Source organism: Nocardia sp. NPDC003269, from assembly GCF_042888005.1.
Taxonomy (GTDB): Bacteria; Actinomycetota; Actinomycetes; order Mycobacteriales; family Mycobacteriaceae; genus Nocardia.
The window spans coordinates 1,532,891-1,548,198 of sequence record NZ_JBIAPA010000002.1 but is presented as its reverse complement, the minus strand read 5'-3'; the positions used below and the strand labels follow the sequence as shown (position 1 = coordinate 1,548,198).

Annotated in this window: 12 protein-coding genes; 8 read left to right on the top strand and 4 right to left on the bottom strand. The window is 66.9% G+C overall.

Going from position 1 to position 15,308, the window contains the following annotated elements:
* Nucleotides 1–131: 131 nt before the first annotated feature.
* On the top strand, nucleotides 132–875 hold the full coding sequence (locus tag ACFYWJ_RS17550) for a glucose 1-dehydrogenase (protein ID WP_355275913.1): 744 nt from the start codon (nucleotides 132–134) through the stop codon (nucleotides 873–875).
* 369 nt (nucleotides 876–1,244) lie between these two features.
* On the opposite strand, the gene ACFYWJ_RS17545 is transcribed toward ACFYWJ_RS17550, so the two are convergent.
* Nucleotides 1,245–2,279: an Lrp/AsnC family transcriptional regulator gene (locus ACFYWJ_RS17545; protein ID WP_355275915.1), complete on the bottom strand. Its 1,035-nt coding sequence runs from the start codon at nucleotides 2,277–2,279 to the stop codon at nucleotides 1,245–1,247.
* Here ACFYWJ_RS17545 and ACFYWJ_RS17540 point away from each other — a divergent pair.
* Nucleotides 2,251–3,900, top strand: a complete 1,650-nt coding sequence (locus ACFYWJ_RS17540; protein WP_355275917.1) for a cellulase family glycosylhydrolase — start codon at nucleotides 2,251–2,253, stop codon at nucleotides 3,898–3,900. The two genes, ACFYWJ_RS17545 and ACFYWJ_RS17540, sit on opposite strands and share 29 nt — an antisense overlap.
* Before the next feature lie 71 nt (nucleotides 3,901–3,971).
* Here the strand turns inward: ACFYWJ_RS17540 and ACFYWJ_RS17535 are convergent, their stop codons facing one another.
* The 3 genes from ACFYWJ_RS17535 to ACFYWJ_RS17525 form a co-directional block, all read right to left on the bottom strand.
* Nucleotides 3,972–4,634, bottom strand: a complete 663-nt coding sequence (locus tag ACFYWJ_RS17535) for a DUF305 domain-containing protein (RefSeq protein WP_355275919.1) — start codon at nucleotides 4,632–4,634, stop codon at nucleotides 3,972–3,974.
* Nucleotides 4,635–4,636: 2 nt separating this feature from the next.
* A complete protein-coding gene (locus tag ACFYWJ_RS17530; protein ID WP_355275921.1) occupies nucleotides 4,637–6,217 on the bottom strand; it encodes a hypothetical protein in 1,581 nt (526 codons plus the stop codon).
* A 97-nt stretch (nucleotides 6,218–6,314) separates the two neighbouring features.
* The gene (locus ACFYWJ_RS17525; RefSeq protein WP_355275922.1) at nucleotides 6,315–6,866 is read right to left on the bottom strand and encodes a TetR/AcrR family transcriptional regulator; all 552 of its coding nucleotides are present in this window, start codon (nucleotides 6,864–6,866) and stop codon (nucleotides 6,315–6,317) included.
* 1,834 nt (nucleotides 6,867–8,700) lie between these two features.
* On the opposite strand from ACFYWJ_RS17525, the gene ACFYWJ_RS17520 reads away from it, so the two are divergent.
* The 6 genes from ACFYWJ_RS17520 (at nucleotide 8,701) to ACFYWJ_RS17495 (ending at nucleotide 15,305) form a co-directional block, all read left to right on the top strand.
* Complete coding sequence (locus tag ACFYWJ_RS17520; RefSeq protein WP_355275924.1) at nucleotides 8,701–10,518, top strand: alkyl sulfatase dimerization domain-containing protein; 1,818 nt, start codon at nucleotides 8,701–8,703, stop codon at nucleotides 10,516–10,518.
* Nucleotides 10,519–10,701: 183 nt separating this feature from the next.
* Nucleotides 10,702–10,878: a helix-turn-helix domain-containing protein gene (locus ACFYWJ_RS17515; RefSeq protein ID WP_355275926.1), complete on the top strand. Its 177-nt coding sequence runs from the start codon at nucleotides 10,702–10,704 to the stop codon at nucleotides 10,876–10,878.
* Nucleotides 10,879–11,081: 203 nt separating this feature from the next.
* Nucleotides 11,082–11,519 carry a hypothetical protein gene (locus tag ACFYWJ_RS17510; RefSeq protein WP_355275927.1) on the top strand — a complete coding sequence of 146 codons (438 nt, stop codon included), beginning with the start codon at nucleotides 11,082–11,084 and terminating at the stop codon, nucleotides 11,517–11,519.
* Between the two features lie 223 nt (nucleotides 11,520–11,742).
* Nucleotides 11,743–12,282, top strand: coding sequence for a tyrosine-type recombinase/integrase (locus tag ACFYWJ_RS17505; RefSeq protein WP_355275928.1), 540 nt, complete (start codon nucleotides 11,743–11,745; stop codon nucleotides 12,280–12,282).
* Between the two features lie 163 nt (nucleotides 12,283–12,445).
* Complete coding sequence (locus ACFYWJ_RS17500; RefSeq protein WP_355276010.1) at nucleotides 12,446–13,321, top strand: 3-methyladenine DNA glycosylase; 876 nt, start codon at nucleotides 12,446–12,448, stop codon at nucleotides 13,319–13,321.
* A gap of 106 nt (nucleotides 13,322–13,427) precedes the next feature.
* Nucleotides 13,428–15,305 (top strand): serine/threonine-protein kinase, encoded by a 1,878-nt coding sequence (locus tag ACFYWJ_RS17495; protein WP_355275930.1) that lies wholly within the window; start codon nucleotides 13,428–13,430, stop codon nucleotides 15,303–15,305.
* Nucleotides 15,306–15,308: the final 3 nt, after the last annotated feature.

Genomic DNA, 15,308 nt, shown 5'->3' with positions numbered 1-15,308 from the left:
GCGACCCCTCCGTTGCGATCTCCACGCAGTAGCGTTCCACTATGCCGGGCTCGGCGATACAACACAGGCCTGGAACGTGTTCTAATTTCGCTCGGTGAACAACAACAAACCGGTCGAGGAAGGGGCTCAGCGTGGGACGTGTATCGGGCAAGGTAGCGGTGATCAGCGGCGGGGCGCGCGGGATGGGCGCGGCGCACGCACGTGCTCTGGTATCGGAAGGCGCTGCGGTTGTGATTGCCGACCTGCTCGAAGACGAAGGCATCCAGCTCGCCGAGGATCTCGGCGATCGCGCAGCGTTTATGCGACTGGACGTGACCGATCCGGCCAACTGGCGTGAGGTTATCGAACAGAGCCAAACGAGATTCGGCCCGGTGACTGTGCTGGTCAACAACGCCGGCATCGTGAACGGCAACACCCTGACTGCGTTCGAACTGGTGGAGTGGCAACGGATCCTCGACATCAACCTCACCGGGACGTTCCTCGGGATGCAGGCGGCAGCGCAGTCAATGATCGATGCAGGCGGTGGATCGATGATCAACATCTCGTCGGTCGAGGGACTGCGCGGCAGCCCTGGGCTGCACGGCTACACGGCGACGAAGTTCGCAGTCCGAGGGCTGACGAAGTCGGTCGCGTTGGAGTTGGCGCCCCACCGGATCCGCGTCAACTCGGTGCATCCCGGCCTTATTCGGACCCCGATGACCGCGGGAATTCCGGAAGACTTTCTGCAGATCCCGCTGGGCCGAGGAGCAGATCCCGAAGAGGTGTCGGCCCTGATTCTCTTCCTCGCCAGCGACGAATCGTCGTACTCGACCGGCGCCGAGTTCGTCATCGACGGCGGCCTCACGACCGGCATACCGCACAAGACCTTTTCGTGAAACCCACCGAGCGTGAAACTCACGCTCGGTCGACTCGGTCAGGTCCTTTTTCAGATAATCGCATCGATCCATCGCTCTGCTCACCAGGGATTCTGTACCGGCTGAGCGCCGCGGAGCTGCGCGGTCCACGCGCCTTCCACGATCACGGGATCGGGCGCGCTACGGCGTCGGCACGTCGTCGATGCGCTGTGCTCAGGTGTCGTCGTGCGCGGCGGAGCGCCTGGGCAACACCGTGTAGGTCCGGGGGCAGGCTACCGCGACAAGGAACCATCCGCGCCGACCATCTGGGCGAGTTATCCGCCCAGGGTCTGCTTCGACGAGAAGCGCTGCGGGTCCGGGGCCGCCGGATTCACGATCGTTGAGGTTGCTTCAGGCTCGTACGGGCGGGCCGAAGGGGACGTGTCCGATTGCGCGCCCTGTGTCGTCGAGCAGTCTGCCGAGCCGTTTGCGGGTCCGGACAACGATCGTGCGGTCCTCGATTCGGGCTGCCGGCGACTGTGCGGCGAGTGCGGTCTCGAAATCGTGGAGACCGTCCAGTCCGGCGCATACGACCTTGACCATCAGGTTGGCGCCGCCGGTGATCGACGTGCACAAGCAGACGTCGGCTCGTTCGGCCAGGCGGCGACTGGCATGGTCGAGTTCGGCGTGTGGAATGACCAGCCGGTATATCGCGAGGGTCGACAGTCCGGCTGGGGCATAGGCGAAGTCACCACGCAGCATGACCACACCGCTGCGGATCAATCGCTGCAAGCGGCGCCGCGCCGCGTACTCGCTGGTTCCCGTTGCCGTGCCGAGCGCAATGTAGCTCATACGCGCGTCCGGTCCGAGCGCGTCGACCAACGTCTGGTCCTGCGGGGAGGGGCGATTCGCCGTGTGCGTACTGTAGGTCATCGAGACTGCGGGTTGCAGCGGTGTCAGTGCCGCGCTCTGTGCTGCGGACAGCACACCGACTCGCCAGCCTGCGCCCTTGCGGTAGCAGCGGGTCCCGACTCGGATCCGGGTGGAGTGCACTCCGTCGAGCCCGGCGACGAGGACCCGCAACCAGCGCGCGAGCGCGGGCAAGTCGGCCGACGCTACCGAGATGAGCAGGTCGTACTCGCCGGCAGTCTCGTCAACGGTGAAGACCCACGGTTCGGCAGAAACTGCGGACCCGATACGTTCGATGGCAGATGGGTGGCAGCGCAGCTCGACGAACGCCACGGTAGCGGCGGCGCCGGACTCGTAGGCGGTCACCCATACCAGACCGGCGTCACACAAGGCGGTCCATCGTCGGGCAGCAGTCGTCGGGTCCAGCCCGACAACTGGACCGATCCGCGACCACGGCGCGCGCGGTGCGCATTGAATCGCGTCGATCAACGCCAGATCGGTCTCACCGATGCCGGATTCCGGACCAGGATGTGTCATCCTGCCGCTTTCCTGCGATCTTCCGGATCCTGCCTGCACTAGCGAAACGATACCCATCGGCGCGCACAGCCCGCGCCGGATCTCCTACGCCGACCTGCCAGGAAGGACCATCGTGACATTTGCGCGGCCGCGGTCGACCCGACGACTCGTCGTCATCCTCGCGATCTCGACACTGTTGGCAGTCGCGCCGACGCCGATCGCCGACGCCGAAACGAACCCGACCATGTTGCCGGAATCGGTCGGCCACGCGGGGCGCTGGCTGATCGACGAGTCCGGTCGCGTATTGATTCCTCGTGGCATGAACCTGATCGACGTCGCACCTCCTTACGACCCGCTCGTGCGCGGTTTCGGCGACGCCGACGCGCAATTGATGGCCGACGCCGGATTCACCACGATGCGGATCGGACCACAGTGGGTCGCTGCCGAGCCAGAACCCGGCCGCTATGACGAGACCTATCTGGCCGGTTTCGTTGATCTCGTACACCTGCTGAACCGGCACGGGATGACTCCGCTGATCGACTTCCACCAGGACAACTACGGCCCCGCCGCGGGCGGTGAGGACGGCGCACCAGCGTGGGCCACGCTGACCGACGGGTTGTCGAAGTGCCTCGACCCTCTCGGCATCGTGCCGTGTCAGACGACCGCGGCCTGGGATCACTTCTGGGCCAACGCCCTGGGCCCCGGCGGGATCGGTCTGCAGGACCGCTACGCCGCCTACGTCGCTCATGTGGTGCGCACGCTGAACCAGGCCGATGTGCGGGTCCTCGGCTACGACATGATGAACGAGCCGCAGGCCGGCAGCCGACAGCGCAGCTGTCTGTCGCCTGCGGGATGCCCAGATCTCGACCGCACCCAGCTCGCGCCCATGTACCGGCGGGTGATCACAGCTGTACGCGCGGTCGATCCGACATCGATGCTGTTCTACGAGCCGCTCGCGTTGTCGAGTGCCGCGATCGAGTACGACATCCCCGACCTCGGCGACGATCACCTCGGGCTGTCCTTTCACACCTACTGCCCCACCTTCGCGGTCGGGCACGTGGTCGGCACGACGGTTCCCGGCCAACCGATCTGCCTACCGTTCGAAGACCGTGTCTTCGACAACGCCGAAAACCAGGCCCGACGAACCGGCGATGCCCTGCTGATGACCGAGTTCGGATCGTCGACCGAGCTCGCCCGGCAGACCAACATCGTCGAACTCGCCGACGAACGAATGGTCGGCTGGATGGAATGGACGTACTGGAACCCCATCAACCCGCGCGGCTACATGCTGGTCGGCAACCTCGGCGAACCCCGAACCGGCGACAACCTCGACCACGCCAAACTCGACGTGCTGACCCGTCCCTACCCACGCGCTGTCGCGGGAACACCGACGAGCTACCGCTACGACGTGTCGACCGGCATCTTCACCCTGTCATACACCACCACCCGCGCAGACGGCACCGGGCGGTTCTCCACTGGTACCGCCACCGAAATCGCCACGCCCGCAGGGCGATACCCCCACGGATACGACGTCACCATCACCGGCGGGACCATCGACTCCGCACCTGACGCCGGCGTCCTCCGGATCGCGACGGAGGCCGGAGCAACGGCAGTCGAGGTCACCGTGCGCCCCAAGCGTTGACCTGACCCCTGATCTGCGGGCAGCGCTGAAGGCCTGGCGAACTTGTCGGGACCCGCTGGGGGCGTCTCGACTCAACCGACCGGCAGTGGCACCGCACCGAACGAGTCGAGCATCATCGACATGACGCCGATCTCCTGGCGCTGCTCCTGCGCCATGGATCTCGCGGTTTCCTTGACCGGACCGGAGACCAGCAGTGCGTCGACAGCCTGCGCCATGGCGATGCCTCCTTGATGATGACGAATCATCAACTGCAGGAACAGCACTTCGGCGGCGCGCCCGCGTGCCTCCGCGAGCGTGCCCAGCTCGTCCCAGCTCGCCATACCTGGCATCAGGGCGGCACGGTCGGCCGCTGCAGTGCTGTGATGGCCGGTGTGGGAGCCGGCGTCGGAAGTCATCCAGGCCATCGGCTCTGTGCTGGTCGGCGCGGCACCGGCGAGTTGGAGCCAGCCCAGCATGGTCCCGATTTCGATGCGCTGTGCCGAGTCGATCTGCGCGGCCAGCCGCCGCACGACCGGGTCGACACCGGAGTCGAGCCGCTGGACGAGGAACAATGCCTGCTGATGGTGCTGATTCATGTCCTGGGCGAATCCGATCTCGGTGCCCGACAACGAGATTCCAGACGGCGCCGGATCGTCGACGAGCAGTGGGCGCAGTGCGGCGCCGACGACGAGCAGCAGCAACACCGAGACCGCGATCGTGGCCGCGTGAATACCGTGGCGGACCGAGCTGCGCATGGTCAGCCCTGGCCGATCGTGGAGTCCTGGTCGGCCGGTGGGGTGTAGACGTCGTTGTCGAGCTGCAGGGCCATGAACCCGTTGTCCGCGCAGGTGGTCCACAGTTGGGTCCCGCGCCATTCCGGCGGGGAGAAGCACCAGTCCGAGGACAGGTCACCGAAGGCCACCTGCAGGGTCCTGGGGTTGAGCAGAGCGGTGGGGTCGAACTGGCCTTCGAGGACGGACCGGGCAGCGGGAACGCCGGACGTTCCGGGGACGCCGATCAGCGAGGCGAGCGCGTGGGGCGAGTTGGTCAGTGCCAGGTTGCGCGCGGTTTGGGCGGGCGGGTTGTAGTAGGCGATCTCGCGGATGTTCGCGCGGTCGCGTACGTCGAAGACCCGGATGCCCGAAGAGACCCACGAGCAGGCCAGGGCGGTCGGGTTGTCGGGGCGGTCGGCGGCGCAGTAGTGCGATTCGTAGGCGAAGACCGATCCGCCCATCGAGGAGCCGACGGCGGTGTCGATGTTCTGAGGCAGGTTGATCTCGAGTTTGATCTTGGCGACGACGTCGGGCAACGCCTCGTCGGACATGTCGATCAGTTTCACCCCGCCGGAGCCGGCTTCATCGGTCGTGAACAGGTAGGGCCTCCCGTCGTAGGTGACCGGGATGCTGTGCTGGGTGGCCTGTCCGTCGGTCCAGAACAGGCGGCTCAGGTGGGGGACCTGCGGGTTGGGGTCGCGTCGCTGGATGGCGCTGATGTCGAGCACGGTGAAGCCACCGATCGTGGACAGATACAGGCGGTTGCCGTCGGGTCTGATGCCGAATCCATGCCCTACCAGGCCCGTCATGCCTTGCCAGATCACGCGGGGATTGGCCGGATCGGCGACGTCGACCGCGCTGAGCAGCCCGGGGCCGAAGCCGGAGGACCAGTAGGTGTTGCCGTCCGGGGAGAATCCGCCCTCGTGGGTCGTGATCGGCAGCGGCATCGCCAAGTTCGTGCCCGGCCCAGGGTTCAGCAGCCGCGGGTGCGCGCAGTCGGAGATGTCGTAGAGCGATAGGTAGGCCGCGCCCGTGATGAACGGAACTGCCGTCGCGGCGAGCAGTTTGCGCTCCCGGTTGACCTTCAGGCTCTCCCACGTCCCACCGAGCATCGCCGGTTCGGCCAAGGTGACCGTGGGGCGCGGGTTGGCAGGGTCGGAGACGTCGAGCACCTGCACGCCGCCGTCGCCGCCGAGCAGGTTGCCCGGAAAGAACGAACCGGTGTAGGAGCAGTGCTCGAAGGTGACCGAGGTGACCCCACCGCCACGACCGGCATAGCCACCGATCAGCGAGACATTGCAGCGATAACCCTGACGGCTGCGGCCGTTGTTGCGGTCGTCGACCGGAACGTCGCCCTGCAAGCCGGTCTCCGGGAGCGAACCGGGCCCGCACGTTGCGCGTGGCGGCGCTTCCCGACCGACGTCCAGAAACTCATGCAAGCCGTGCACGAGATCGGATTGGAGGTCCGCCGAAGCGGTCGCGCCCGGCAATGTCACGACCGCACACAGACTCGCGACCATAACCCCTGCTGGTTTCCACCACCGCCGACCAACCGACTTCGACATGCGACCGTGCCTCCCAGAAACCAAACCAGAACTCCAGCGTTCCCAACTGCGGCGCAAATGTAGCCTCGCTCACATTGCATAGCAAGTATGGGGTCAGTCACAGTCCGGGCGTGGCGGTGAACAGCGCCAGCGCCGCCGCGGTCAGGACCGGCGCCAACGCCGGTAGCGACGCCGCGCCCGGCCCGAGCAGACAGGCCCGGATTCGATCGTCGATGCCGCCGATCAGGACATCGAAGATCTCGTCCGGAGGCTCGGCGGCGACGACGCCTTCTGCGATCGCCCATCGGCACGCCGCGCGCATCCGCGAAGCGAAAATCGACTGCATCCGGGCGCGTTGCTCGGCGACCGCAGGGCCCGCGGCCAGGGTCTCCACGTGCAGCGCCCGCGCGGCGACCGGTTCGTCGGCGAGGATGGTCAGGTAGGCCTGCAAGGAGGTCCGCACCAAAGCGTGACTGTCGCGGACCTCGACGTCGGCGACAGCTGAAGCCATCCGGGACGCGACGATGTTCACCGCGATCTCGAACCCTTCGGCGAAGCACTCGTCCTTGGTGGCGTACATCGTGTAAAAGGTGCGTCGGGCGACCCGGGCGCGCGAGACGATGTCGCCGATGGTGGTCGGCCCATACCCCACTTCGCCGACCGCACTCACCGCAGCCAGCGCGAGTCGACCACGTTGGGATTTCGACACCTCCTCGCGAGAGAGCCCGCCCTGGCCGGCGGGCCCAGGCCGCAGGCGACCCGCACTGATGTCCGAACCCAGGATCATGGCTCCAACGTAATCCGTCCATTCCGAGCCAACCCGGAAGATGCCGGAATCACTGCGCCCGGACGCCTGCTCTCCTCGTGAAACCGACAATCTCGTTCACCGATCCCTGCCGACACCCGAGGGTGCCGCGATGAACCCGGTACACCACCAACGGAGCGCCGAACGACGGCCTTACGACCCCCGGCCTTCGCGCCGCACAACTGCAGTGTCTTGATTAACACTTCCCACACTCCATGGGCTGAATCACAAAAGCCATCTTGCTCTGGCAGCCAATTTGCATTCGTGGTTAACTCTTGGCAGTCGATAAATTCTTGATTCGACTCAGAATTCGGGCAAACATCGACGTACACCCGGACGGTTATTTCAACAGCACAACTCAGCTCATCAATTGAGCACTTCTCACCGAACCCGACACGCGCAGTTATTCCCGTATGCACGGGGTCTGCAGCTCGGAAGGAAACCCAGATGCGCGGAAAGTTATACTGGTGTTGCGCGGCAACAGTGGCAATCGCCACCTTTGCTGGAGGAACGGCGAATGCGGAGATTGCAGATCTGGCGCCGGGTAGCTCAGCAGCAGGATCTGGCAGCGCCGAGTTCGGCAACGGGAGTTCCTCGGCCGGCACCCTTGCCGGACTGCTTGGCACCGGCAGCGGGACAGTCGGAAATCTGGGAATAATTGTTCCAATGGTCGGCCCATATCTAGCACTGCTCGGCACCGGAAGTGCAGCAGCAGGTTCGGCCGCAAACTTCGGAGGCAACGCCGCAAAATATCTGGGAATACTCGCCGACTTCGGTGGCAGCGGAAGCTCTGGCACGGTAAGCGCGCCAATTCCTGGAACTAGCTAACTGCGATAACATGGCGAAAACAATAGTCAGCAACCTCCACAGTGCCGCTGCCGCTCGGCTGTGGCCACGCACCTCCAGCGCCTGGCCGGTTCGGTAGGCGGGCTATTGCGGTCCGCCTGCATCCGGATCAGCGGGCCTGCCCGGACGCGCACGTACCTCGCGTGTGGGGCGGTCCCTGTCCGCCGATCCACACCGACTTCGAGTACTACCGCGTCTTGCCGACCGGTCTCTGAGAAGGCCGAGTTGCGCGCTGGGGTCTTGTGAGCGGCGGCTAGTTCGGTGATGAAATCCCGTGGAAGGCTCAGCTCGTGGGTGTGATGCGCCATGACCCACTTCAGGGCAACCTTGCGGCGTCCTTCAGCGCTGCCGGCCGAGCGGAATTGCTCCGCCGCCGCCAATGCGGTCGCAAGCTCCGCCAGCCGTTCCTCAAGTTCGTCTACGAGGTCGATGCGATGTTGGTTGAGCAGACCTTGAGCCGCTCAACAACTCCGCCGAGTTTCCGGTGATCCACCCTCGAGAGTCGGTGCAAGAACGGGTAGCGAACCGGCCGCTGCCTGTCGATCTCTTCCAGACCATCGGCGAACGCAGCATCTTGGCTCGCCCTACGAACACCTGTCCTGGCCACGCCGAGAAGACCTGCTCACTGCGGATCGTTCATTCCCGACGACCTCGCTCGGCTGCGCGCGAACCTGGATCGGTGAGCGCGTGCCGCTGATGTGAGGTCCCCGGTCGAGGACCGGCCGGTTCGGCGACGCGGCCAGGTTTCTCATCCTTTTCGGGCGAGGCGGGATCTGGACGCGGCCGCCACGCTCGGAAGGACTGGTGCCCTGGCCCGCCGTGGCCGCCGCATGTCGACTCGAAGGAGTGCTCGATGGCCCCCGACTACACCGACCGGACCGATTTCGACAACGCTGATCGCGGGTGGATCGCGTCGCTGGATCCGTGCGTCATCACCGCCGACGACGGCCGGGTCGTGTGGGACATGGCCTCCTACGGATTCCTCGACGGCGAGTGTCCCGACACCGCCAACCGCAGTCTGTGGCGGCAGGGCCAGCTCTGTGCGCGCCACGGCCTCTACCAGGTCACCGACCGGGTGTATCAGATCCGCGGGTTCGACCTGTCGAACATGACCCTGATCGAAGGCGACACCGGGGTTATCGTGGTCGACCCGCTGGTGTCGGTGGAGGTCGCCGCGGCCGGGTTGAAGCTCTACCGCGAACATCGCGGCGACAAGCCGGTCACCGGCGTGATCTACACCCACAGCCACGTCGATCACTTCGGCGGTGTCGAAGGCGTTGTCTCGGTCGAGGACGTGACTTCCGGGTCGGTGCCGGTCATCGCCCCGCACGGGTTCCTCGAGCACGCGGTCTCGGAGAACGTCTACGCCGGCAACGCCATGAGCCGCCGCGGCGCCTACCACACCGGAGTGAACCTCGACCACGGCCCGACCGGGCAGATCGGCGACGGGCTGGGCATGACCAACTCCACCGGGCGGGTCTCGCTGATCCCCCCGACCCTCGATATCACCGAATCCGGGCAGGTCGAAACCGTCGACGGGGTGCGCATCGAGTTCCAGCTCACCCCCGGCACCGAAGCCCCCGCGGAGATGAACTTCCTGTTCCCGGACCTGCGCGCGTTGTGTCTGGCGGAGAACGCCACCCACAACCTGCACAACCTGATCACCCTGCGCGGTGCCCAGGTTCGTGACGCGCGCGCCTGGTCGCGCTACCTCGGTGAAGCCCTTCGCTTGTTCGGGTCGCGGTGTGATGTCGTGTTCGCCTCCCACCATTGGCCGACCTGGGACCGCGACAACATCACCACGTTCCTGACCGAACAGCGCGACCTCTACGGCTACCTGCACGATCAGAGCCTGCGGTTGATGAACCAGGGCCTGACCGGGGTCGAGATCGCCGAAGAGATCCAGATGCCCCCGGCCCTGGACGACGCCTTCCACACCCATGGCTACTACGGCACCGTCAGCCACAACGTCAAAGCCGTCTACCAGCGCTACCTGGGCTGGTTCGACGGTAACCCCGCCCGCCTGTGGCAGCACCCGCCCCAGGCCGCCTCCGAGCGCTATGTCGAGTGCATGGGCGGGGTCGACGCGGTGGTGGAGAAGGCCCGCCGGTATGCCGCCGACGGAGACCTGCGCTTCGCCGCCGAACTGCTCGACCGCGCGGTGTTCGCCGACCCCACCAGCACCCCAGCGAAGGAAGCCCTCGCCGACGTGCTCGAGAAGCTGGGGTTCGGCGCCGAGTGCGGCACCTGGCGCAACTTCTTCCTGACCGGCGCGATGGAACTGCGCCACGGGATCAAACCGCTACCGATCGATATCGGCGCCGGGATGGCGATGGCGCTGACCGTCGAACAACTCCTGGACTCGATCGCCGCACGCATCGACGGCCCCAAAGCCTGGAACACCACCTCACGCATCGACTGGAAGATCACCGACATCGGTGAACACCACCGCAGCGAACTGTCCAACGGCACCCTCATCCACTTCACCGACCCCACCGACGCCGACGGCGAAGCGGACCTCACCCTGACCCTGACCAAACCCCAGCTGCTCGGTCTGCTGGGCGGTCAGGGCCTCGACGGGATCGACCACACCGGCGACCTGCAACAGCTACAGGCACTGACCTCGGTGCTGGTCACCTACGACACCGAATTCCCCATCGTCACCCCCTGATCTGCACGCTTCGCGCCGGGCCCCGCAGCCGCTGCCGGGCCCGGCGCGAAGCGTGCGCCTAGTACGGGTGTCCCGCTGCGATGAATCGACAGCACCACAACATGTTCGGCACGTAGCGATGTAGGCAATGCGTTCTGATCATCACGCAGGCCACGAGGCCTCTTCGGCGATCCAGGTACATGGTTGAGCACAGCTGAACTCATCGCCCGCCTGAAGATCCCGGCGAAGACGCTCGCCAACTGGGCCTCCTCGGGCTTGGGGCCGCGATTCGCCCGGATGGGCCGCCACCGCCGGTATCGCCTCGGTGACGTCCGCGAGTGGGAAGACCGACGCCTGATCACCCGCCGCGACAGTCGCTGACCTCGCGTGCTCACCTCCGTATGCCGCTTCGATGGCGATGCCTTCACGGTCGACCATCCCCCGCCAGAGCAGATTCGACGTGCCGATGTCGGCATCTGCAGCGGGCCGCCGCACCGTCCTGTGCCAACCGACCTGGCTTACTCGCTGTTCCCCGCCTGCGGTCATCCAGCGCGAACTGATTCACAGCCGACTCGGGAGTTCTCATGCCGAATCCACCGCTCGCTATCGGTACGTACGTCGCGATCGCCGCAAAGCGACAACCCAACCGGCGCTGGCGAGCAAGTACACGCTACCGCGACGAGGACGGTGTTACGCGACCCGTCCAAGCGGGCGGCCCGACAAAGCCCAGCGCAATCTCGTCATTGAAACAGCGGTTGAAACAACGCAGCCAGCAAGGCAACCGAGGGCCTGACCTGAGCCCGGACACCAAACTGTCCGACCTGGCCGAGCTCTGGCTCGCCGAGCTCAGGTTCGAACGCCGGACTGCGCCCCAGACGATCGAGCAGTACAGCAGCCATATCTATCCGGCGATGAAGCGCACTCGGGACGGCACCGTCAAGATCGCCCTTCTCTGGGTGGCCTACGCATTCGTGAGGCCACAACCACCCGCCTGGACAACTATCTCAAGCAGGTGGCGCTGACCTCGCTGACAAAGGCCAGGGCCCACAAGGTCGTTCTGTCGGGGATGATGGGGCTGGTGGTTCGGCGCGATGTACTGCGCCACAACCCCGTAGACAACGTCGCCCGAATCCCGCGTACGGTCCAACGCCCACGAGCGGCTGACCTGCCAGCACTGCGCGCGCTTCGAGGGCAGCGATTCCCGGCACGCCGGCCCATGAACGCGGCCCTCGAAGATCCCGCATCGTGCTCGATGTCCCAGACGTTCTCCTGGGCACGGGAGTTCGGGTCGGCGAAGTCCTCGCGATTCGATGGCAGGATCTGGACCTCGACGCACAGCCGCCCCGGGTGACCATCTGCGGGACGCTGGTCCGAGTTACCCACGACGACGGGAAGCTGAGACCCATCCGTCAGGAGTGGACCAAGTCCCGCGCCGGCCACCGGTCCATCGTGCTGCCTCGATTCGTCGTGGAGACCTTGCGCCGCCGGGCAGAAGAAACGGTGGCGCTGGACCCGCGAGACCTGGTTTTCACCAGCCGCGGGGGCGGAATCTACGATCCTCACAACTTCCGTCGCAGCTGGCGCTCCGCCCGAGGCAGCCTGTTCGCCTGGGTCACCCCCCGAACCTTCAGAAAGTCGGTCGCGACGCTCATCGTGAACGAGCTCGGAGCCGGCCACGCCGCACGCCAGCTGGGCCACGCAGACCACGGCATCATCGCGCAACGCCACTACATCGATGCACCGAGCGAGGTCGATGACTACACAGACCTTCTCGACGACCACTGAGTTGAACTCGTGTCGAACTCGTGTCGAAAGTCGATTCTCGGCATTCCGTTACCGGCTGGGCGAGGTGCCTCACGGACCCACAGCGGGGTGGATCGATGGCTATTCAGCAGTGCGAGACAATGACTACGTGAGCACGCACGACGACCTCGACTACGCGCTCGACCTGCGGGTATTGCCGCGGGTCGAGTGGCAGTCAGCCGCGCGGGCACATGAGGAACGCCTCGACCGGCTGGTCGGACCCTACCTCGAACGGCGTGCGGCGGGCACCACGCATCCGGTCATCGATTTTCTGTTCACGTACTACGGCAACAAGCCCGCGCAGTTGCGGCGCTGGCATCCGGGCTTCGGCATCGCGCTGAGCGACGCGCGCGATTACGCGGGGGCCCGGGGCTATCACCAGGTCGGCGTCGATACCTATACCGCCGATCCGGCGTATCTGGCGAAACGACGCGACACGATCGCGTTCGTCGACCGGCTGCTGGGCGCGACCGCGCAGCGCCCCACGCACCTGTCGTGCTTCGGACTGCACGAGTGGGCGATGGTCTACCGCACCGACGACGTCCGCCATCAGCAGGTGCCGCTGCGTCTGGGGCACACGGGTACCGACGCGGTGGTCGAGTCGATGTCGTTGCGGTGCACCCACTTCGACGCGTTCCGCTTCTTCACCCCCGACGCCGTCGGCCGCAACGCCGAACCCCTCACCCGCGCCGACCAGGTGCAGCGGGAACAACCCGGCTGCCTGCACGCCAACATGGACCTCTACAAATGGAGCTTCAAGCTCGCTCCGCTGATTCCCTCCGATCTCCTGCTGGACTGCTTCGAACTCGCCTGCACCGCACGCGAACTCGATATGCGCGCCAGCCCGTACGATCTGCGCGCGTTCGGCTACGAGCCGGTGCGCATCGAAACACCCAGCGGCCGCGCCGACTATGTGCGGGCGCAGGCCGCCGTGGCCGAAGCGGCCGACCTCCTGCGCACCCGGCTGCGGCGCGCCTGCGCCGAGCTGTCGACCGCGCTGGAGACGCGCACGCCGCACTGATCGCCGCCGCCGCGTGGTCGGCGGCCGTCGCGCGCAATGCCGGTGTACTACATTCTTTCTCGGTCGCGGCGTGGCGTGGCGGGGACGGCGATCGAAGGAGTGGGACGTGCCGTTGGCAGCGGGGGCGGTATTCGCCGGATACACCATCGAGCGCATGCTGGGCGCGGGCGGCATGGGCGTCGTGTACCTGGCGCGGCATCCCCGGCTCGACCGCCGGGTCGCATTGAAGGTCATCAACGACTCGTTCGCCGCCGACCCGCACGCCAGAGCCGCCTTCGATCGCGAGGCCGCCGTGGCGGCGGGCCTCGATCACCCGAACATCGTGACGGTGCACGACCGCAGCGCCCCGGACGATGCCGCGCTGTGGCTGGCCATCCGCTATGTCGACGGTGGCGACGTGGCCGCGGTGATCGACGCCGCGCCGGGCGGCATCGCTGTCGACCGGGCGGTGCGGCTGCTCACCGACGCCGCCCACGCCCTCGATTTCGCGCACCGCAGCGGGGTGCTGCACCGCGACGTCAAACCGGCGAACCTGCTGGTCGAACACGATCCTCGGCATGGGGAACGCGCCCTGCTCACCGATTTCGGCATCGCCAGGTCGTTGGACGGCACCCAGACCCGATCGGGAGTGTCGGCGACCCTCGCCTATGTCGCACCGGAACGGTTCTCCGCCGAGCCGACCGACCATCGCGCCGACATCTACTCGCTCGGCTGCACCCTCTACGAGCTCCTCACCGGGAAGAAGCCGTTCGACGGCCGCGACGACTACGCGCTCATCGGGGCACATCTCAACGAGCAGCCCACGCCACCCCGCGACCGTCGCGGCGACCTCCCGGCCGGGTTGGACGCCGTCCTGACCACGGCATTGGCGAAGCGGCCCGCCGATCGATTCCCGACGTGCCTCGCCTTCGCGGACGCGGTGGCGCGGGCGGTGGCTCCGGCGGCGCCGACCGTGGTCCGTGGCGAGGCCCCGCCCACACCGCGGCCACCGGCCCGCACCGCGCGGCGCGGCACGGCGAGCACCGCCCGACCGGTCGCGACCACCCGGACGGCGCCCATCGTCGTCGCCCGGCCACGCCCCGGGCTCAGCGCTCCGGTGAACGCGGTCGCGTTCAGCCCCGACAGCGCCGTGCTCGCCACCACCGCCGACGGTCCGGACGGCGACGGTCACCTCCAGCTCTCCGACACCCGCACCGGTGCGCCGATCGGTGCGCTGCTGCGCGACACCGACATCCCGATCCAGGCACTGGCTTTCAGCCCGCAGGGCACGCTGCTCGCCGCCGGCGGCGACGGTGTTCAGCTGTGGGATCCGCGCGCCGGGCACGTCGTGCAGCGCCCGGTGCTGCACCGTCCCGACCTGGTCACCGCACTCGCGTTCGGACCCGACGACACCGTGCTCGCGATCGGAACCTGCCGTGGGCGCGTCGAGCTGTGGAACACCCGAACGGCGAGCCCGATCGGGCCGCCGATCACCGGGCGGATCACCGAAGTGAACTCCGTGGCGTTCGGTCCCGATGCCGCGCTGCTCGCGATCGGGGGCACCTCCCCGGTGTGGAAACGCAGGCCCGTGCAGGTGTGGCGACCGGCGATCGGCGAACCGGACAGCCGGGCCCTGCCCGGGCTCCCGTCGAAGGTCACCTCGGTGGCCTTCAGCCCCGACGGAGCGCTGCTCGCCGTCGGCGGCGGCGACGGCACCGTCTGCCTCCTCCACCTCGACCCCTCGGCCCGCGCAATCCAGCAGACCTGGATCCACTCGCACACCGACACGGTGCAGTCGGTGGCCTTCAGCCCGGACGGCGCGCTGCTGGCGGTCGGCGGCGACGACGCGCTGGTCCGGCTCTGGGACGTCCGGACGGTGCAGCCGTACCGCGCTCCCCTGCTGTGCCCGGCCGACACGCTCGCCTTCAGCCCCGACGGCACCCTCCTCGCGACCGGTGGCGCCGGGCCGACCCACCTGTGGCAGGTCGGCAACCTGCCGGACTGATCG